We start from the raw sequence: 19,693 nt of genomic DNA, 5'->3' as shown, positions 1-19,693 counted from the left end.
TCAGAAAGCCATCTTGTTGCGCAAGGTCGTCGTCGTGAAATACGCACGACGGGCAAAGCGATCCGCCGAGGTTTGTGACGCAGAATCGCAATCCAGATAGTTGAGAGGGTCTTCGGCTTCAAGCACAGGCTCACTGCTACGCATGAGCATGCAGGTGCGGACGCTGATCACCATTCCCCAGTCCGTCACGTTTGCGGCACTGACATAACGCACAACCTGACGAGGATTGGCTGCATTGGCTTCGCCGTACCAGATCTTCAGAGCCTCCACATTGTCAACCAGTGGCTGACCGGCCGCACCTTGACGACTGGCACAATGTAATTCTGGACGGCCTACCGCACTCGTGGCGAGGTAATAGCGGTTGTAGGAAAAATAGAACGTTGCTGTTCCAATGGGTGTTGCGGGCAAGCCATTGCCCAGACAATCCGAAGGTACCCCAGCTGAGGTTGGCACCGTATTGGTGGTATCCGCCTCATACACGACTTCAATGGCAGGACCTCCCGTGCCGACTGCACAGGCCACATCACTCGTGGTGTTGGGTGAAACAAAGCCATTGTCACATCCCATGACGGGTCTGGCTGAATAAGAGCGCACAAACGTAGCACTTCCATTGACGCCTGTAGGCGAGGCATATCCAGCCTGCAGCAATTCGCGAGTGAGCGTGCTCATCGCGACCTGTGCGTTCTCATTCATTTCCGCATAGGCGACCTGCAATTTTCCAGTCCGACCGGCCCCCAGATAGCTCACCAGAACGGCGCCAACGACCACCAACCCTATGACCAAAGAGACCATGAGTTCGATCAGGGACATACCCTGCATGCGAGAACGGGATACCCGTTGTTTCATAGATTGATCCGGAAATAGCTGCAGCGGATACTGACATCGCTGCCTCGATTCAGACTGTCTGGGCATTCTGCGGCCAGCGCCGGCGCCTCATCAACAGCTGCCACTGCAGGGTCGCGCCAGATGACCCACAAATCCATGGCCACTTCCCCCGCCTGACGTCGCAAGAAAACAGCCCCCTCAGGCAACTGCTCTCGAACCAAAATGCGCCACTGTCGTAGGTCAAGGTCAGCAATTTCAGCTGCAGTGCAATTGCTGGCCGCTGTATTGCACAGCTGTGCAGGCAAAGTAGCCACGGTCGCCTGACTGGCAAAGTCCGAAGTAAAGTCGTAATTACCGGCAAAAAATCCAGTCGGCGCAGGATTGGTAACCCCTTTGTTCGCCCGGATGCGCTCCCCCATGTCATTGGCCAATTGCGTTGCTGTGGCACGGTACTGAGCCATCTTGGTGTAGCGCACGGAAGCCGCATTCACGCCCGCCAACGCCAGCAAGGCAAATGAGGCAAGAACAATGGATACCAGCACTTCGACCATTGAAGCGCCGGTCATGCGGTCACGCCGAACCGGCTGACGCCACTGCCCAGACCTCATGGAACTGATGGTTAAACACATGATGTCGACCCCTCCGCCTTGAGGGCTGCTCGTCCTTGACTCGACACACAGACAACACGCGCAGCGCTGGCTGCTCCTCCCTCAGGGGTAAAAATGAACGTCTGCGAGGAAGCTCTCGCCCAGCCACTGGGCAAATAGACAAAATTCAGACGGTCATTGGCCGGATTGGTACTCGCAATAGATGCCATCGATAGCAAAGCATCTTGAACACGCAAGATCTCGCCAGCATCAACTGAGCCATTGCCATTGCTATCTGCAAAGACAATCCACCCCCCTCGCCAGCTGGCCGTGGGCGCACACACATTAGGTACCGCAGGACTGCACAGTGCCATGCAACTTGAGCCGTTCAGGGAGTTACACACAATGACCGTGGAAGAGCGTTTAAGCGCTTCGGATCGTGCATACCGTAAGTCGCTGACCAATACATCGGCTGCGGACTGAACACCACGCTTGACAAGCATGGACCGGAAACTGGGTGCTGCCAGAGAAAGCAGGATCACGGCAATCGTGACGACCACCATCAACTCAACCAAAGTGAAACCGGACTGACGCACTTTCATGTGCGGGAGCTTAACGGTGGCTGGCCAAGTCGCCCCCTATCGCCCGACGTATGGCCTGGTTACCCCGCCAGACGGTAGACTTCGCCTAACCCTGAGTAAATTTTGCTGAACGCCTGTGATTGACGAAGCCCTTCAACTCGCTGCGAGTGGACGAGTTATCTCCCCACCCAACCCCGCCGTGGGCTGCGTCATCGTTTCTACCGACGGCCAGTTGCTGGGTGCCGGTGCCACCCAGCGCACCGGCGGTCCGCACGCCGAGATCATGGCCTTGCGTGATGCACAGGCCCGCGGCCACAGTGTGGCAGGCGCCACCGCCTATGTGACACTGGAGCCCTGTTCCCACCAGGGCCGCACCGGCCCGTGCTGTGATGCGCTGATCGCGGCCGGCATCAAAAAAGTGGTGGCCTCGCTCACCGACCCCAATCCACGCGTCGGCGGCCAGGGTTTCGAACGGTTGCGTGCTGCCGGCATTGAGGTCGAGGTCGGCCCGGGTGCCGCCGAATCGCGCGAACTCAACATCGGTTTTTTCAGCCGCATGGTGCGGGGCACGCCTTGGGTGCGCATGAAGGTGGCTGCCTCGCTGGACGGCCAGACGGCACTGGAAAACGGCACCAGTCAGTGGATCACGTCCGCCCCGGCCCGCGCCGACGGCCACGCCTGGCGCGCCCGCGCCTGTGTCGTACTGACCGGCATCGGCACCGTGCTGGAAGACAACCCGCGGCTGGACGTGCGAGAGGTGGATACACCGCGCCAACCCCAGCTGCTGGTGGTGGACAGCCGTCTGGAAACGCCGCTGGACGCTCATCTTTTTATAGCAGGCCGCGCAATCACCATCTATGCTGCCGTGCCAAACGATGTCAAAAAAGCAGCACTGGAAGCACGCGGCGCCACCGTCATTTACTGCCCCGGCCGCCAGCCGGGCACCGAAGGCAAGGTGGACCTGGCGGCCATGCTGCGTGACCTGGCCACGCGCGAGATCAACGAAATCCACGTGGAAGCCGGCCACAAGCTCAACGGCTCGCTGGTGCGCGAAGGTCTGGTAGACGAGTTCCTGCTCTACCTGGCGCCCAAACTGCTGGGGGCCGGACGCGGCATGGTCAACATCGGTCCCCTGGCCGAGCTGTCGCAGGCCATCGAGCTGGAATTCCGTGAAACAACCATGATCGGCCCGGATTTGCGCATCCTGGCCCGGATTCCGGGGCGAGACCGCTTCTAATTCACGGTTTTCAGAGGCCGCCCCGGCCAGCGGCCCCATTCCCTGCGAAAATACGAGGATGTTCACCGGAATCATCACCGCTGTGGGGCGCATCGCCGCCGTCCACGATCTCGGCAGCTCTTTGACGCACGGCAAGCGCCTGACCATTGAGTGCCCTGCCGATTACCTGGCCGATGTGGGCCTTGGCGACAGCATCGCCCTCAACGGTGCCTGCATGACCGTCACCACCTTCGACGCCGCAGCAGGCCGTTTCACCATCGACATCTCCGCCGAATCGCTGGCCAAGACCACCGGTCTGGACCGCACCGGCCCCATCAACCTGGAAAAAGCCCTGCGCGCCAACGACCGCCTGGGCGGTCATCTGGTGTCGGGCCATGTGGACGGTATCGGCCGTGTCACCCATTTCGCCCAGGTCGGCGAAAGCTGGGAGCTGCGCATCCTGGCCCCGCTGGCGCTGGCCAAATACCTAGCCTACAAGGGCTCGGTCACCGTCAATGGCGCCAGCCTGACCGTCAACCGCATCCAGGACCAGGCAGAGGGCTGCGAACTCAGCATCAACCTGATCCCGCACACCGTGCAGAACACCGCGCTGGGCTCGCTACAGGCGGGTTCCGGCGTCAACCTTGAAATTGACCTGATCGCGCGTTATGTCGAGCGCATGCTCGGCAGCGCGCCCACCTCCGAGAAAGCCAACGCATGAGCACCCCCACCCCCATGACCCCTGTGGCCATCTCCCCGGTCGAAGACATCGTGGCCGAGATGCGGGCCGGCCGCATGGTGATCCTGGTCGATGAAGAAGACCGCGAGAATGAAGGCGACCTGGTCCTCCCCGCCGACCACGTCACCCCCGAGGCCATCAACTTCATGGCCCGCTTCGGCCGTGGCCTGATCTGCCTCACGCTCACGCGCGAACGCTGCGAGTACCTGCGCCTGCCGCCCATGGCCGCACGCAACGGCACCGTCTACAGCACCGCCTTCACCGTCTCCATCGAGGCTGCCACCGGCGTGACCACCGGCATCTCGGCCGCAGACCGCGCACGCACCGTGCAAGCCGCCGTGGCCCGTGACGCCAAGCCGCAGGACCTGGTGCAGCCCGGCCACATCTTCCCGCTGCAGGCGGTGGACGGCGGCGTGCTCATGCGCGCCGGCCACACAGAAGCTGGCTGCGACCTCGCCGCCATGGCCGGTTGTTCGCCGTCGGCCGTGATCTGCGAGATCATGAAAGACGACGGCACCATGGCCCGCCTGCCCGACCTGCAGCTGTTTGCTGCCGAACACGGCTTGAAGATCGGCACCATTGCCGACCTCATCAAGTACCGCAGCCACAACGAATCGCTGATCGAGAAGGTCGGCACCCGCACGCTCAACACGGCCTTCGGCGAGTTCACCGCCCACGCCTTCCGCGACAAACCCAGTCAGGGCGTGCACCTGGCGCTGGTCAAGGGCCAATGGAGCCCGGCCGACACCGTGCTGGCACGCGTGCACGAGCCGCTGTCGGTGCTGGATGCACTGGAAGTGAACCGCGCCATGCATTCCTGGAGCCTGGATGCCTGCCTGTCGCGCATCCACACCGAAGGCCGTGGCGTGGTGGTGCTGCTCAACTGCGGCGAAAGTGCCGAGCAATTGCTGGCCCAGTTCGAAGGCACGGCGCGCGCCAGCCACGGGCCGGAGCGTGGCCGCATGGACCTGCGCACCTACGGCGTGGGCGCACAGATCCTGCGCGACTGCGGCGTGCACAAGATGAACCTGATGGGCAACCCGCGCCGCCTGCCCAGCATGACGGGTTATGGCCTCGAAGTTGTCGGCTACGTCACCAAATAAAAACACAAAGGAAATCCATATGTTCGGCGCAGACAAGGGAAGCCTGGCTTTCAACGACCAGCGGCTCGACGGCCGCAAGCTCTACATCGGCATCGTGCAGGCGCGTTTCAACGAATCCATCACCAATGCCCTGGCGCAGGCCTGCAAGGCCGAACTCGCCGCCCTGGGCGTGCAGGACAAGCACATCGACCACGTGCTGGTGCCCGGTGCGCTGGAAGTGCCAGTGGCGCTGCAGGCCATGGCCGAGCGCAACCGCTACGACGCCCTGATTGCCCTGGGCTGCATTGTCCGTGGCGAGACCTACCACTTCGAACTGGTGGCCAACGAGTCGGGTGCCGGCGTCAGCCGCATTGCGCTGGACTACCAGCTGCCGGTAGCCAATGCCATCCTCACCACCGAGAACATGGAACAGGCGATTGCCCGCCAGACCGACAAGGGGCGTGATGCCGCCCGTGTTGCCATCGAAATGGCCAACCTGCTGGACGAGATCCAATGAGCGATAACCAACCTGCTTCCAAACGCCCGCCGCGCCAGTCGCGCACCGGCCTGACCAGCACCGGCGCACGCAAAGCCGCCAGCAAATCCGGCCGCAGCCGCGCCCGCGAATTCGCCTTGCAGGCGTTGTACCAGCACCTGGTCGGCAAGAATGAGGCCAGTGCCATCGACGTCTTCACGCGCGACCTGGCCGGCTTCAACAAGGCCGATGCCGCACACTACGACGCGCTGCTGCACGGCTGCGTGGCCGCGGCCGAGGAACTCGACCGCCTGATCACCCCCCTGCTGGACCGCAAGATCGCCGAGATCTCGCCGATCGAACACGCCGTGATGTGGATCGGCACCTACGAATTCCAGCACTGCATGGACGTGCCGTGGCGCGTGGTGCTCAACGAGTGCATCGAGCTGGCCAAGGAATTTGGCGGCACCGACGGCCACAAGTACGTCAACGGCGTGCTCAATGGCCTGGCGCAGCAGCTGCGCGCCGCCGAAGTAGCGGCTGACCGCGCCAACCAACCCCGCGCGTGACCCCGCCACGCATGAGAATTGCGAGCCGCGCCCAGCGCATCGAACCCTTTTACGTCATGGAAGTGGCCAAGGCTGCTTCCACCCTGGCCCGTGAGGTGGCGCACAGCGATGCGCCGATGATCTTCCTCAACATCGGCGAACCCGACTTCACCGCCCCGCCGCTGGTGCAGCAGGCCGCTGAAAAAGCGGTGCGCGACGGCCGCACCCAGTACACCGATGCCACCGGATTGAGCGCGCTGCGCGAGCGCATCAGCGCCTGGTACGGCCAGCGCTTCGGTGTCAACGTACCCGCCAGCCGCATCGTGGTCACCGCGGGTGCCTCGGCCGCGCTGCAGCTGGCCTGCCTGGCCTTGATCGAGGCTGGCGACGAGGTGCTGATGCCCGACCCGAGTTACCCCTGCAACCGGCATTTCGTCAGTGCCGCCGAAGGGACTGCGGTGCTGCTGCCCACCACGGCGGCCGAGCGCTTCCAGCTCAGTGCCGACAAGGTGCAAGCGGCCTGGGGCGACAAGACACGCGGCGTGCTGTTGGCCTCCCCCTCCAACCCCACCGGCACCTCGATCGACCCGAGCGAGTTGCGCCGCATCCATGAGGTGGTGAGTGCGCGCGGCGGCATCACGCTGGTCGACGAGATCTACCTGCCGCTGAGTTATGACGAACGCTACGGCCAGACCGCATTGGCCCTCAGCGACGACATCATCAGCATCAACAGCTTCTCCAAGTACTTCAACATGACCGGCTGGCGCCTGGGCTGGTTGGTGGTCCCCGAAGCCCTGGTGCCGGTGGTCGAGCGTCTGGCGCAGAACCTGTTCATCTGCCCCAGCACGATTGCGCAACACGCCGCGCTGGCCTGCTTCGAAGCCGAGAGCCTGCTCGAGTACGAGCGCCGTCGCGCCGAATTCAAGGCGCGCCGCGACTACTTCATTCCGGCCCTCAATGCCATGGGGCTGAACGTACCGGTCATGCCGGACGGTGCCTTCTACGCCTGGGCCGACTGCTCTGCCGCCTGTGCCAAACTGGGCGTCAAGGACAGCTGGGACCTCTCGTTCGCGCTGATGCAGCAGGCTCATGTGGCCGTGACGCCGGGGCGCGACTTCGGCAGCGCCGACACCGGGCGCTTCATCCGCTTCTCCACCGCCAACTCGATGCCGCAGCTGCAGCAAGCGGTGGCGCGGCTGCAAGCCTTGCTAGGTTGAGGTGCAGATGACTTTCGAACTTCCGATCCGCGTCTACTGGGAAGATACCGATGCCGGCGGCATCGTGTTCTACGCCAACTACCTGAAGTTCTTCGAGCGCGCCCGCACCGAATGGCTGCGTTCGCTCGGCGTTGGCCAGCAAGCCCTGCGCAACAGCAGTGGTGGCATGTTCGTGGTGAGCGAAACGCAGCTCAAGTACCACCGCCCGGCCCGGCTCGACGACGAACTGTTGGTTACAGCCTGCCTGCTGGAAAGCGGCCGTGCATCGCTGACAATCGAGCAGCAGGCCTTTCGCAAAACAGCTGCCAGCCCTGAACTTTTGTGTGAGGGCACCATCCGCATCGGCTGGGTGGACGCCGCCACCATGAAACCTGCAAGAATTCCGCAATCTGTACAGGATGTCCTGAAATGAACCAAGAACTGTCCATCATCCAACTGGTGCTGCACGCAAGCTGGGTCGTGCAGCTGGTGATGCTGATCCTCCTCACCATGTCGGTTGCCAGCTGGGCAGCCATCTTCCGCAAGCTGTTTTCGCTCAAGCGCGTGAAGTCACTCAACGACATCTTCGAGCGCGACTTCTGGTCCGGCACCAGCCTGAACGACCTGTTCGCAGCCGCCTCGCAGAACGCCCGCGCTGCCGGCCCGATGGAGCGCATCTTTGCCAGCGGCATGCGTGAATACCAGAAACTGCGCGAACGCCGCATCACCGATGCCGGCACCCTGCTCGACGGCGCCCGCCGTGCCATGCGCGCCAGCTTCCAGCGCGAAATGGACGTGGTCGAATCCAGCCTGTCCTTCCTCGCCTCGGTCGGCTCGGTGTCTCCTTACGTCGGCCTGTTCGGCACCGTCTGGGGCATCATGCACGCCTTCACTGGCCTGGCCTCCATGCAGCAGGTGACGCTGGCCACCGTGGCCCCCGGCATTGCCGAAGCGCTGGTGGCCACCGCCATCGGCCTGTTCGCTGCCATTCCGGCTGTGGTGGCCTACAACCGCTTCGCCCGCGACATCGACCGCGTTGCCATCCACCTGGAGACCTTCATCGAGGAATTCTCCAACATCCTGCAGCGCAACATCGGTTCCGGCGCGATGGCTTCGCCGTCCGGACGCTAAGGGGGAAAAACCATGCCCTCCGTTGCAAGCCGCGGTCGCGGCCGGCGCACCATCAATGAAATCAACATGGTGCCCTTCATCGACGTGATGCTGGTGCTGCTGATCATCTTTATGGTGACGGCACCGCTGATCACACCCAGCGTGATCGACCTGCCCAGCGTCGGCAAGGCCGCCAAGCAGCCGGACCAGATCATCCAGATCGTCGTCAACAAGAACGACACGCTGGAGCTCAAGGTAGAAGACAAGACCAGCTCCCTCAACCTGAAGGAACTGGCTCCCGCCGTGAAGCAGGCCCAGGGTGCGCGCGACAGCACTGCCGCTGCCAACTCCGCCGTCGTCATCAGCGCCGACAAGAACGTCAAGTACGAAACCGTAGTCAAGGTCATGGACACGCTGCAGCGCGCCGGCATCCAGCGCGTCGGCCTGTCGGTCCAGCTCGCCAACTAAACGTTCTCTTCCGCATGCACGCTCCCGCCGACCGCTTCGAGTTCGCGCCACCGCCCCCGCCGGGGTTGATGCGCGCCTTCTCGCTTGCCGTGCTGGCGCACCTGCTCCTGCTGGCGGCCCTCACCTGGGGCGTGAGCTGGAAGCGCGATGCGCAGACACCGGCGGTTGAGGCCGAGCTCTGGTCGGCCGTGCCGCAGCAGGCGGCCCCCAAGCTGGTGGAAGCGCCACCGGAGCCCGAAACCAAACCCGCACCGCCGCCCCCACCCAAGGCCGAACCGGTGGTGTCGCAAGCCGACATTGCGCTGGCGCGCGAGAAGGAACGCAAGGCCAAGGAGAAGCTGGAACAGGAACAGCGCGAACGGGAACGCGAGAAGGAAAAACTTGCCCTGCTCAAGCGTGAGCAGGAAAAACGCGAGCGCGACAAGCTGGAGCGCGAGAAGAAGCTGGCGGAAGAGAAAAAACAGAAAGAGCTGGACGCCAAGAAGGACAAGCTCAAGGAACAGCAGGACGCCGAAAAGCTGAAGAAGATGCGCGAGGAAAACCTCAAGCGCATGGCCGGCCTGGCCGGCGCCACCGGCGGCCCCTCTTCTACCGGCACTGCCCTCAAATCCTCCGGCCCCTCGGCCAGCTACGCCGGCCGCATCATCGGCCGCATCAAGCCCAACATCGTGTTCACCGAAGACATCGTTGGCAACCCGGTGGCGGAAGTCGAAGTTCGCACCGCCCCCGACGGCACCATCGTCGGCCGCAAGGTCCTGAAGTCCAGTGGGTCCAAGGCCTGGGACGAGGCCGTGCTCAAGGCCATCGACAAGACCGAGGTGCTGCCGCGGGATACCGATGGACGGGTACCGCCGGCGCTGGTGATTTTGTTCCGGCCACGAGACTAACCCGATTCGTTTCTGCCAAGTTGGTTTGCCTGGCGCCTTAGCAACCCAAGAGCCTGACGAACACCGAGCAGGACTGACCGCGCACGCAATGAGTGGCCCAGCCTTTTATCACCCACAAGCATCACTTGGCGCGGCTCAAACCCAAGTAGGTTTCCACCACCTTCGAGTCGCGCGCCAGTTGGTCGGCCGGCCCTTCCAACATGACGTCGCCGGTCTCCAGCACGTAGGCCCGATCGGCCACCTGCAGCGCGGCGCGTGCGTTCTGCTCGACCAGCAGAATCGTGACGCCGGTCTGTTTGAGCTCGTGGATGATGTGAAAGATTTCCTTCACGATCAACGGTGCCAGCCCCAGGCTGGGTTCATCCAGCATCAACAGGCGCGGCTTGGCCATCAGCGCGCGGCCGATGGCCAGCATCTGGCGCTCGCCCCCTGACAGCGTGGCCGCCAACTGCTCGCGCCGTTCCTTGAGACGGGGAAACAGCTCGAACACCGTCTCCAACTGGTCGGCCGGGTTCGGTTCGTGCAGCCGGTAGCGGCGGTAGCTGCCCAGCAGCAGGTTGTCGAGCACGCTCATGCTGCCGAATAGCTCGCGTTTCTCCGGCACCAGCGACATGCCCAAGGCCACCCGCTTCTCCACCGGCATGCGGCTGAGCTCATGGCCCAGAAACTGGATCTGGCCACGCGTGTTGCCGGTCAGCGGCAGCGTGCCGCCCAGCGCATTGAGCAGCGTGGACTTGCCGGCGCCGTTGGGGCCGATCACGGTCACGATCTCGCCGACCTCGGCGCGCAGATGCACACCATGCAAGGCGGCCACCTTGCCGTAACCGGCGTGCAGTTCGCGCACCTCCAGCACCGTCGAAGGTGCCGCCACAGATAAGGGTTCGGTGCTCATAGGCCTCCCAGATACGCTTCCAGCACCGCCGGATCTTGTTGCACCACCGAGGGCACCCCCTCGGCAATCAAGGTGCCGAATTCCATTACCACCAGGCGATCGCACAGGTTCATGACGAAGTCCATGTCGTGCTCCACGATCAGGATGCTCATGCCTTCGCTGCGCAGCCGGGCCAGCAGTTCCGCCAGCGCCTCTTTCTCCTTGTAGCGTAGGCCGGCGGCCGGCTCGTCCAGCAGCAGCAGCGCCGGGTCGCAACACAGGGCGCGGGCGATTTCCAGAATACGTTGCTGGCCCAGCGCCAGGCTGCCCGCCGGCTCGTGCATCAAATGAGCCAAGCCGACGCGTTCCAGTTGCCGTTGCGCCTCGGCCAGCAGCCGGGCCTCCTCGCCACGGTTCAAACGCAGCATGCTGCGCAGCACACCGGCCTGGCCGCGCAAATGAGCCCCCAGCGCCACGTTCTCCAGCACCGACATATTGCCCAGCAGCTTGACGTGCTGGAAGGTGCGCGCGATGCCGCGGCGCACGATCTCGCGCGACGGCAGGCTTTGGATCTCCTGCCCCAAGTAGCGCACGCTGCCGCGCGTAACGTCGAGCACGCCGGTGATCAGGTTGAACATGGTGGACTTGCCGGCACCGTTGGGACCGATCAAACCGACCACCTCACCCGCCTTGATCTCAAAGCGCATGTCATTCACCGCCACCAGCCCGCCGAACTCCTTGCGTGCACCCGCCACCACCAGCAGCGGCTCACCCGCAGCGGGCCGTGTCCGCACCGGCAGAGGTTCGGCCTGTGCCGGCGGCACGACCTGTGCCTGGCGGCGCCAGCGGCGCGGCATCAGTTCGGCCAGATAAGGCCACAGGCCGTTGCGGGCGTGCTGCAACAGCACCACCAGCAGCACACCCAGCACGATGGTCTCGAAGTTGCCAGCCTCACCGAACAGGCGCGGCAACCAGGTTTGCAGCTGGTCCTTGAGCAGGGTCACCAGGCCGGCACCGAAGATGGCACCCCAGACATGCCCGGCACCACCGATCACCGCCATGAACAGGTACTCGATGCCGGCGTTCAGGCCGAACGGCGTGGGATTGACCGAGCGCTGCATGTGCGCATACAGCCAGCCCGACAGACTGGCCAGCACCGCGGCAAAGACGAAACACACCAGCTTGAGCCAGACCGTGCGCGCACCCATGGCCTCGGCCATCACCACCCCGCCCTTGAGCGCGCGGATGGCGCGACCGGGGCGCGAGTTGAGCAGGTTCTGCGTGGCCAGCACGGCCAGTACCACCACGGCCCAGATCAGGTAGAAGATTTCCTCGCCGGCGCGCAGCGGATGGCCGAACAGCTCGATCGGCGGGATGCTGCTGATGCCGTCGAACTTGCCCAGGAACTCCATGTTGCCGAACAGGAAAAAGAAGGACAGCCCCCAGGCGATGGTGCCCAACGGCAGGTAATGGCCGGACAACCGCATGGTCAGCGCACCGAGGATGAACGCCACCGCCATGCTGACGGCCACGCCGGCCAGCAGGCCGAGCCAGGGCGACATGCCCAGTGCCGTGCTGAGATAGGAGGTGGCATAGGCCCCCAGGCCGACGAAAGCCGCCTGCCCGAACGAGGTCATGCCGCCCACACCAGTCAGCAGCACCAGGCCGATGGCGACGATGGCGGACAGGCCGATGTAGTTGGCCTGCGTGATCCAGAACTCAGGCGTGGGCAAGACCGGCAGCAGGGCCAGCAAGGCGATGAAAACGAGGAAAAGCCGGTTCATGCTTCTTCCTCCTCATCGTGGTGCGGCGCTGCCAGCGAGCGCCAGAGCAGCACCGGCAGGATGAGCGTGAAGACAATCACCTCCTTGTAGGCGCTGGCCCAGAACGAGGCATAGGACTCCAGCAGGCCGACCAACAGGGAGCCGGCGGCCGCCAGCGGGTAGCTGGCCAGGCCGCCAATGATGGCCGCCACAAAACCCTTGAGGCCGATCAGGAAGCCGCTGTCGTAGTAGATGGTGGTGAAGGGCGCGATCAGGATGCCGCACACCGCGCCCATGGCCGCAGCCAACAGGAACGAAGCGCGCCCGGCCTGCGTGATGCCGATGCCCACGATCTGCGCCCCTACGCGGTTGACTGCTGTGGCGCGCAGGGCCTTGCCCGGCAGCGTGCGCTCGAAATAGACATACAGCAGCAGGATCAGCAACAACGCGGCGACCACCACGGCCAGGCTTTGCCCGGAAACCGACAGGGCACCGATCTCGAAACGCAGATCGGTGAACGGCTCGGTGCGCACGCCTTCCGCACCAAAGGCCAGCAGGCCGATGCCCGTCAAAGCGTAATGCACACCCACCGACACGATCAGCAGCACCAGCGTGGAAGCACTGGCCAGCGGCTGGTAAGCGATGCGGTAGACCAGTGGCCCCATGGGCACCACGATGGCCAGGGTGAAAGCCACCTGCAGCAGCATGGGCCAGTTCGACAACGGCAACCACTGGGCAGCACCCCAGACCAGCACCGGCAGCAACAGGATCTGCCAGGCCGCGTGCGCCACCTCGCGCAGGCTGCGGCGCTCAGGCAACCGCGCAATCGCCACAAGCTCCATCACGAAGGCCGTGACACCCAGCCCCAGCAACAGCCAGGACGCTGTAGGGAACTTGCCACCTTGCAGCGCGGCCATGGTGAAGGCACCAAACGCCACGAACTCGCCCTGCGGAATGAAGATCACGCGCGTGACCGAAAACACCAGTACCAGCGCGAGTGCCAGCAGTGCGTAGATCGCACCGGAAGTCAGGCCATCCTGCGCCAGGATGGCCGCTATCGATAAATCCATCTCGTTCCCATCTATCCGGTCAGACAGGGATAACAAGAGGGGCGGCTGCGCCGCCCCTCGGTTCATCCCAGATTGCTTGCCAAAGCAAAACTTACTTGGCGTCGCCGATCAGTTTCCAGGTCCCGCTCTTGACTTCCACCATCACACGTGCGCGCTGGTCGAAGCCGAGGTGGTCGTTCGGGGTCATGTTGATCACGCCGTGCGAGACGGTCAGATCGGTGGTCTTCTCGATGGCATCACGCAGTGCCGCGCGGAACTGCTTGGTGCCCGGCTGACCAGCCTTCAGGGCTACCGGAATGGCCTTTTCGAGCACCAGGCCGCTGTCCCAGGCGTGGCCACCAAAGGTGGAGAAGCTGCCGGCACCAAAGGCCTTTTCATACTTGCCGATGTAGTCCAGCGCGACCTTGCGGATCGGGTTGGAGGCCGGCAGCTGGCTGGCCACCAGAATCGGGCCGGCCGGCAGGAAGGTGCCTTCGCAGTCCTTGCCGCACACACGCAGGAAGTCCGGGTTGGCCACGCCGTGCGTCTGGTAGATCTTGCCCTTGTAGCCACGCTCCTTCAGCGCCTTCTGCGGCAGGGCTGCCGGTGTGCCGGAGCCGGCAATCAGCACGGCGTCCGGGTTGGTGGCCATGATCTTCAGGATCTGGCCGGTAACGGAAGTGTCGTTGCGCGCAAAACGCTCACTGGCCACGATCTTGAGGCCACGCAGGGCGGCGAACTTGACCATCTCATCGGACCAGCCGCTGCCGTAGGCATCGTTGAAGCCGATGAAGGCAATGTTCTTGATGCCTGCGTCCGCCATGTGGCCGGTCACAGCGCTCGCCATGTGACTGTCGTTCTGCGGTGTCTTGAACACCCAGCGGCGCTTGGCATCCATCGGGTCGATGATGCGGCTGGAAGCAGCCAGCGAAATCACGGGCGTCTCGGTCTCGGCTGCCACATCGATCATGGCCAGCGCATTGGGCGTGACCGAGGATCCGATGATGATGTCGACCTTGTCTTCGGCGGTCAGCTTGCGCGCGTTCTTGACCGCAGTGGTGGTGTCGGAGGCATCGTCGAGCACGATGTACTCGACCGTCTTGCCCGCAATGGTCTTGGGCATGACGGCGAAGGTGTTCTTCTCCGGAATGCCCAGCGAGGCCGCCGGCCCGGTGGCCGAGACGGTCACCCCGACCTTGATCTGGGCCTGTGCCAAACCGGCACTGAACAGCGCCGCCGCCAATAACGAGAACGTGAGGGTTTTCTTCATGACGATGTCTCCTTGGTAATTAATGGTTTTGGTCGCCGAGTTGATTATGAATTAACCGACCGATCGGTCGGTTTAGGGGTTTCCACGGGGCTACCGGGTCCGGACTTGAATTCAACAACGCGCTGCGGATAGGGAATTTCAATCCCTGCCGCGCGCAGGCCACGCAGGATGTTGAGGTTGATTTCGGAGCGCAGGCCCTGCTGCCCCTTGTCCGGATCGATGATCCAGACCGACAGGGTGAACTCCAGTCCGTCGGCGCCGAAAGTGGTCAGGTGGGCCACCGGCGCCGGGTCTTTCAACACGCGCTCACAGGCGGCTGCGGCAGCACACAAAATCTGCTGCACCTGATCCACATCGCTGTCGTAACCCACCGAGACCGTGACCGACAGCGACACCTTGGGGTCAGCCAGCGACAGGTTTTCGACCCGCTGCGTGATGATGAGCTCGTTGGGCACGATGGACTCGCGGCCGTTGAGCGCGCGGATCAGCGTGTAGCGCGTCTTGATGTCGGTCACCACGCCCTCGAAACCGTCCACCCGCACCATGTCGCCGATGCGCAGCGAACGTTCGATCAGGATGACAAAACCGCTGACATAGTTGGCCGCCAGCTTCTGCAGACCAAAACCGAGACCGACACCCAAGGCACCGCCGAGCACGGACAGCGCCGTCAGGTCCACACCCACGGCCGACAGCGCGAACAACAGCCCCACCAGCAGCAGCACGGCACGGATGGCGTTGGAGGCAACCTTGCGCATCGACAGATCGCCCACCGCCTCGCGCAGGATGCGCCGCTCCAGCGTGGCCGAAATCCACAAGGTCAGCACCAGCACCACGCCCGAGGACAGCGTGCCCTCGATCATGGTGCGCAGGCTGACCCGGCTCTTGCCGAAGGCCAGGGTGATGGACTCGAGTTCGGTCAGCACGGCCGGCAGCAGGCCGGTGATCCACAGCACCGTCGCGCCCCAGGCCAGCCATGACACCAGCCGCTCGACCAGATGCACCGCCGGCGACTTCGGGAACGACGCGCTGAGCACCTGCACACACAGCCGGATGACGGCCAGCGACATGAAGATGGGCTGCGCCAGCTTGAGCACCACCACCGGCTGGTACTGCGCCAGCGTATAACGCGCGGCGTAGATCAGTACCACCGCCAGCGCCGGGAACAGCAGGCCGTCGAAGGTGCGCCGCCCGAACCAGACCGACTCCGCCGCCTGACCGCGCCCGATCAGCCGTGCCACGCTGTAGGCCAGCACGATGCAGGCCGCCAGCACCAGCCCTTCCACCCAGACCCGGGCCCCGCCCAGGTCATGCACGAGGTTTTGCAGTTCACCCATGGTTCACAAACTTCTTGAAGACAGCATCTGCTGCGATGAAACCATTCTCCCCGAATTGCAGCCCGTCGCCCCCGACACGCAACCGGCCGGAACTTCCGGCGTTTTGGGCTAATCTACGCTCACGCATCAACCCCAAACAGGCCCTCATGTCCTCCTCACCCCTGCCCCGTCGCCACCTGCTGACCGCCCTGGCCGCGGCCTCTGCCGGTGCCGCCACCACCGCCCAGGCCGCGCCGGCCAAACCCCAACCCGCCGACGACGGCCCGCCGCACAAGATCGTCTACCAGCTCAATCACTACGAGCCCGAATACCAGGAGGCCGTCCTCAACTCGATCGGCGCGGTGCTGAAGAAATACGTGGACGACGTCAGCATCGTGGTGGTGGCCTGGGGACCCGGCATCCACCTGCTGGCCAAGAAACCGAAACGGGCGGTGGCCCCGCTGCACCAGCAGCGCATCCGCAGCATGAGCGAGTCCTACGGCGTGACCTTCATCGCCTGCGGCAACACCATGCACACCATCGGCTGGGAAAAAGCCGACATGCTCGACTTCGTCAAGGTCGAGGCCGTCGGCGCCGCCGCCGTGATGGAACTGCAGGAAAAGGGTTACGCCTACATTGCATGGTGAATGTGGCCCTCACGGTTGCTCACTGCGTGTAGCGCCCTGCCCCCGCGCAGACCTGCCCTGCGCTTTGCTTGGAGTGGGGCCGCGTTTCACCTTGGGACGGCCCGGCGGTGAAACCTGTGCGCCCCAGCCTCCTCTTCAGACGTCAGCCAAAACGCGCAAGTGCGCTTCCACGCTGCGCGCCAGGGCACTGAGGTTGTAGCCGCCTTCCAGGCAGGAGACGATGCGCCCTTTGCTGTAGCGGCGTGCAATGTCCTTCAGGCGCTCGGTGATCCACGCGTAGTCAGACTCCACCAGGCCGAGCTGGCCCATGTCGTCCTCGCGGTGGGCATCGAAGCCGGCGCTGATGAAGATCATCTCGGGCTTGTGAGCTTCCAGGCGCGGCAGCCACAGCATGTCGATCAACTCGCGAACGTCCATGCCCTTGGTGTAGGCCGGCACCGGCACGTTGACCATGGTGTCGGTATCCGGCCGTGCGCCGCCGTGCGGGTAGAACGGGTGCTGGTAGATGCTCACCATCAGGATGCGCGGGTCGTCGGCCACGATGTCTTCGGTGCCGTTGCCGTGGTGCACGTCGAAGTCGGCAATGGCCACGCGCTTCAGGCCATGGCGCTCCACCGCGTACTTGGCCGCCAGCGCCACGTTGTTGACGAAGCAAAAGCCCATGGCCTTGTCACGGCAGGCATGGTGGCCGGGCGGGCGAATGGCGCAGAAGGCGTTCTCCAGCTCGCCGGCCATCACGGCATCGGTGGCGGCCATCGCGGCGCCTGCACTGCGCAGGATGGCACTCCAGGTGCTGGCGTTCATGGCCGTGTCAGGGTCCACGTGCGAGTAGCGCGGGCCGCCCGCATTGACCTCCTCCAGCAGCATGTCATGCAGGCCACGCAAGGCGGCCACATGCATGCGCCCGTGCGCCAGCTCCATCTCCTCGACCGAAGCCGCCGGCGCCTCCAGCCGCGTCAGTGCGTCGCCAACACCGGAGATCAGCAAACGGTCTTCGATGGCATCGAGCCGCTCGGGACACTCCGGGTGACCCGGCCCCATCTCATGTTTGCGGCAATCAGGGTGGGTGAAGTAGCCGGTCTTGCTCACGGTCGGTTCCTGTCTCTGCGATTTCGGTTAAGGTCATGCCATGGATGCACAGCACAAGCTCAAGTCTCTGGTGGATCAGCTTAACACGGTGATCGTCGGCAAATCCAGCCAGGTGCAGGACAGCGTGGCCTGCCTGCTGGCAGGCGGCCACCTGCTGATCGAGGATGCCCCCGGCGTCGGCAAGACCACGCTGGCCCACGCGCTGGCCCGCACCTTCGGCCTGCAGTTCTCGCGCGTGCAGTTCACCGCCGACCTCATGCCCAGCGACCTGTCGGGCGTCTCGGTCTATGACCGCAACCAGAGCACCTTCGTCTTCCACCCCGGCCCCATCTTCGCGCAGGTGCTGCTGGCCGACGAGATCAACCGCGCCAGCCCGAAAACGCAGAGCGCCCTGCTCGAAGCCATGGAAGAGCGGCAGGTCAGCATCGAAGGCGAGACCCGCCCGCTGCCCGCGCCCTTCTTCGTCATCGCCACACAGAACCCGCACGACCAGTTGGGCACCCACGCGCTGCCTGAATCGCAGCTGGACCGTTTCCTCATGCGCATCTCGCTCGGCTACCCCGACCGTGCCGCCGAACGCGAACTGCTGAGCGGCCACGACCGGCGTGCCATGGTCGAAGCCCTGCCCAGCCTGCTGACCCTGGCCGAACTGCAAGCGCTGCAACAACAGGTACTGGCCGTGCATGCAGCCCCGCCGCTGCTGGACTACCTGCAGGACCTGATTGCCGCCACCCGCTCGGGCCGCTGGTTCGTGCAGGGCCTGAGCCCGCGCGCCGGCCTGGCCGTGCTGCGCGCCGCCCGGGCGCAGGCGCTGCTCAACGGCCGCGACTATGTGGCGCCGGACGACATCCAGGCCATCCTGCCGCAAACCACGGCGCACCGGTTGGTGCCGGTGGGCACGGCCGGCCGCGGCGCATTCGAGCAGGTGCGCGCCATGATCGAAGCCGTCCCTCTGCCCTGAGCGCATTGGCCATGGACGCCACGCAAGGCCTGCCGCACCCCTTGCTGCACCCGCTGGCCCATGCGCGCGCGCGCTGGCAGCGCTGGTGGCATAACCGGCTGCCACGCCAGGACGTGCTGCTGCTGACCCAGCACAACGTCTACATCCTGCCCACGCGCGCCGGCCTCATGCTGGCGGCCACGCTGCTGGTGCTGCTGGTGGCCGCCATCAACTACCAGCTCAACCTCGGCTACCTGCTCACCTTTCTGCTGGCCGGCTGCGCCATCGTCAGCATTCCCGTTTCACACGGCACACTGCGCGGCCTGACCTTGAGCCTGCAGCCCCCCGAGCCGCGCTTTGCCGGCGGCCCCACGCCGCTGCACATCAGCCTGAACAACAGCCGCAAGAACCCGCGCCACGGCATCGGCCTGAGCCTGCCCGGCAGCGGCCACTGGGTCTGGAGCGACGTGCCGGCGCAAGGCAGCAGCACCCTCGAACTGCTCCTGCCCGGCGGGCCGCGCGGCCGACACCCGATCCCCACCCTCACCGCCGAAACCCACTTCCCGCTCGGCCTGTTCCGCGTCTGGACCGTGTGGCGCCCGGCCACCTTGCTGCTGACCTACCCCCAACCCGAAACCCATCCGCCACCTCTGCCGGCCGGCGAACCGCACAGCACCGGCGCAGCCGTGCGGCAGACACCCAGCGGCGAGTTCGACGGCCTGCGCCCCTATCGACGCGGCGATCCGCTCAAGGCCATCGTGTGGAAGAAGGCGGCCAAGACAGACGAACTGGTGAGCCGAGACAGCCAGCAGAGCCAGGCGGTTGAACTCTGGCTTGATATGGCCTTGACGGGTGGTGGTTCTGTGGAGCAACGCTTGTCGCGACTGTGTGCCTGGGTGGTCATGGCTGACGAGGCGGAGGTGGACTATGGGTTGCGGCTGCCCTCGCTGGAGTTGTTGCCTTCGCATGGGGAGGGGCACAAGCGGCGGTGTCTTGAGGCGTTGGCTTTGTATTGATGGGCCTGACGAGGCCGGCGT

The 19,693-nt window shown here is 64.4% G+C and carries 22 protein-coding genes; 13 read left to right on the top strand and 9 right to left on the bottom strand.

From position 1 onward, the window contains the following. From CDE01S_RS18185 to CDE01S_RS18180, 3 genes are read right to left on the bottom strand one after another with little or no spacing between them, the layout of a single operon-like run. On the bottom strand, positions 1-819 hold the full coding sequence (locus CDE01S_RS18185; RefSeq protein ID WP_281179358.1) for a PilW family protein: 819 nt from the start codon (positions 817-819) through the stop codon (positions 1-3). Between the two features lie 23 nt (positions 820-842). After that, a complete protein-coding gene (gene pilV, locus CDE01S_RS11405; protein ID WP_169802257.1) occupies positions 843-1,391 on the bottom strand; it encodes a type IV pilus modification protein PilV in 549 nt (182 codons plus the stop codon). 53 nt (positions 1,392-1,444) lie between these two features. After that, entirely contained in the window at positions 1,445-2,014 is a 570-nt protein-coding gene (locus CDE01S_RS18180; protein WP_084382853.1) for a GspH/FimT family pseudopilin, read from the bottom strand. A 115-nt stretch (positions 2,015-2,129) separates the two neighbouring features. Between CDE01S_RS18180 and ribD the strand changes: the two genes are divergently transcribed. Genes ribD through tolA form a run of 10 tightly spaced genes read left to right on the top strand, consistent with a single transcriptional unit; the run spans position 2,130 to position 9,714 of the window. Then, positions 2,130-3,230, top strand: coding sequence for a bifunctional diaminohydroxyphosphoribosylaminopyrimidine deaminase/5-amino-6-(5-phosphoribosylamino)uracil reductase RibD (gene ribD, locus CDE01S_RS11400; RefSeq protein WP_066707323.1), 1,101 nt, complete (start codon positions 2,130-2,132; stop codon positions 3,228-3,230). Between the two features lie 58 nt (positions 3,231-3,288). Further along, a complete protein-coding gene (locus CDE01S_RS11395; RefSeq protein ID WP_066707320.1) occupies positions 3,289-3,930 on the top strand; it encodes a riboflavin synthase in 642 nt (213 codons plus the stop codon). Beyond that, positions 3,927-5,051 carry a bifunctional 3,4-dihydroxy-2-butanone-4-phosphate synthase/GTP cyclohydrolase II gene (ribBA, locus tag CDE01S_RS11390; protein WP_066707317.1) on the top strand — a complete coding sequence of 375 codons (1,125 nt, stop codon included), beginning with the start codon at positions 3,927-3,929 and terminating at the stop codon, positions 5,049-5,051. Before CDE01S_RS11395 ends, ribBA begins: the two co-directional genes overlap by 4 nt. 19 nt (positions 5,052-5,070) lie before the next feature. Further along, entirely contained in the window at positions 5,071-5,547 is a 477-nt protein-coding gene (gene ribH, locus CDE01S_RS11385) for a 6,7-dimethyl-8-ribityllumazine synthase (protein WP_066707314.1), read from the top strand. Continuing rightward, the gene (gene nusB / locus CDE01S_RS11380; protein ID WP_066707308.1) at positions 5,544-6,074 is read left to right on the top strand and encodes a transcription antitermination factor NusB; all 531 of its coding nucleotides are present in this window, start codon (positions 5,544-5,546) and stop codon (positions 6,072-6,074) included. The genes ribH and nusB overlap by 4 nt, the downstream gene beginning before the upstream one ends. 11 nt (positions 6,075-6,085) lie before the next feature. After that, on the top strand, positions 6,086-7,270 hold the full coding sequence (locus CDE01S_RS11375) for a pyridoxal phosphate-dependent aminotransferase (protein WP_066707306.1): 1,185 nt from the start codon (positions 6,086-6,088) through the stop codon (positions 7,268-7,270). Positions 7,271-7,277: 7 nt separating this feature from the next. Next, a complete protein-coding gene (gene ybgC, locus CDE01S_RS11370; protein WP_066707304.1) occupies positions 7,278-7,682 on the top strand; it encodes a tol-pal system-associated acyl-CoA thioesterase in 405 nt (134 codons plus the stop codon). Further along, entirely contained in the window at positions 7,679-8,380 is a 702-nt protein-coding gene (gene tolQ, locus CDE01S_RS11365; RefSeq protein ID WP_066707298.1) for a protein TolQ, read from the top strand. Before ybgC ends, tolQ begins: the two co-directional genes overlap by 4 nt. 12 nt (positions 8,381-8,392) lie before the next feature. Further along, positions 8,393-8,827 carry an ExbD/TolR family protein gene (locus tag CDE01S_RS11360; RefSeq protein WP_066707292.1) on the top strand — a complete coding sequence of 145 codons (435 nt, stop codon included), beginning with the start codon at positions 8,393-8,395 and terminating at the stop codon, positions 8,825-8,827. Positions 8,828-8,841: 14 nt separating this feature from the next. Further along, entirely contained in the window at positions 8,842-9,714 is an 873-nt protein-coding gene (gene tolA, locus CDE01S_RS11355; protein ID WP_066707289.1) for a cell envelope integrity protein TolA, read from the top strand. Between the two features lie 121 nt (positions 9,715-9,835). Here tolA and CDE01S_RS11350 read toward each other — a convergent pair whose 3' ends face one another. The 5 genes from CDE01S_RS11350 to CDE01S_RS11330 all read right to left on the bottom strand — a co-directional run bounded on the left by CDE01S_RS11350 (position 9,836) and on the right by CDE01S_RS11330 (position 16,001). Further along, the gene (locus CDE01S_RS11350; RefSeq protein ID WP_066707286.1) at positions 9,836-10,606 is read right to left on the bottom strand and encodes an ABC transporter ATP-binding protein; all 771 of its coding nucleotides are present in this window, start codon (positions 10,604-10,606) and stop codon (positions 9,836-9,838) included. Further along, on the bottom strand, positions 10,603-12,369 hold the full coding sequence (locus CDE01S_RS11345; protein WP_066707283.1) for a branched-chain amino acid ABC transporter ATP-binding protein/permease: 1,767 nt from the start codon (positions 12,367-12,369) through the stop codon (positions 10,603-10,605). Before CDE01S_RS11345 ends, CDE01S_RS11350 begins: the two co-directional genes overlap by 4 nt. Then, complete coding sequence (locus tag CDE01S_RS11340) at positions 12,366-13,418, bottom strand: branched-chain amino acid ABC transporter permease (protein WP_066707280.1); 1,053 nt, start codon at positions 13,416-13,418, stop codon at positions 12,366-12,368. The genes CDE01S_RS11345 and CDE01S_RS11340 overlap by 4 nt, the downstream gene beginning before the upstream one ends. Positions 13,419-13,509: 91 nt before the next feature. After that, the gene (locus CDE01S_RS11335; RefSeq protein ID WP_066707277.1) at positions 13,510-14,667 is read right to left on the bottom strand and encodes an ABC transporter substrate-binding protein; all 1,158 of its coding nucleotides are present in this window, start codon (positions 14,665-14,667) and stop codon (positions 13,510-13,512) included. A 44-nt stretch (positions 14,668-14,711) separates the two neighbouring features. Further along, positions 14,712-16,001 (bottom strand): mechanosensitive ion channel family protein, encoded by a 1,290-nt coding sequence (locus CDE01S_RS11330; RefSeq protein WP_066707273.1) that lies wholly within the window; start codon positions 15,999-16,001, stop codon positions 14,712-14,714. A 146-nt stretch (positions 16,002-16,147) separates the two neighbouring features. Between CDE01S_RS11330 and CDE01S_RS11325 the strand changes: the two genes are divergently transcribed. Further along, the gene (locus tag CDE01S_RS11325) at positions 16,148-16,627 is read left to right on the top strand and encodes a DsrE family protein (RefSeq protein WP_066707269.1); all 480 of its coding nucleotides are present in this window, start codon (positions 16,148-16,150) and stop codon (positions 16,625-16,627) included. 135 nt (positions 16,628-16,762) lie between these two features. Here CDE01S_RS11325 and CDE01S_RS11320 read toward each other — a convergent pair whose 3' ends face one another. Further along, positions 16,763-17,716 (bottom strand): histone deacetylase family protein, encoded by a 954-nt coding sequence (locus CDE01S_RS11320; protein ID WP_066707266.1) that lies wholly within the window; start codon positions 17,714-17,716, stop codon positions 16,763-16,765. 40 nt (positions 17,717-17,756) lie between these two features. On the opposite strand from CDE01S_RS11320, the gene CDE01S_RS11315 reads away from it, so the two are divergent. Continuing rightward, positions 17,757-18,677, top strand: coding sequence for an AAA family ATPase (locus CDE01S_RS11315; protein WP_066707264.1), 921 nt, complete (start codon positions 17,757-17,759; stop codon positions 18,675-18,677). Positions 18,678-18,688: 11 nt separating this feature from the next. Then, a complete protein-coding gene (locus tag CDE01S_RS11310) occupies positions 18,689-19,672 on the top strand; it encodes a DUF58 domain-containing protein (protein ID WP_066707261.1) in 984 nt (327 codons plus the stop codon). Positions 19,673-19,693: the final 21 nt, after the last annotated feature.

The sequence above is a fragment of the Curvibacter delicatus NBRC 14919 genome, from assembly GCF_001592265.1.
GTDB classification, from domain to species: Bacteria; Pseudomonadota; Gammaproteobacteria; order Burkholderiales; family Burkholderiaceae_C; genus Hylemonella; species Hylemonella delicata.
This window is presented reverse-complemented; position numbering and strand designations above follow the sequence as displayed.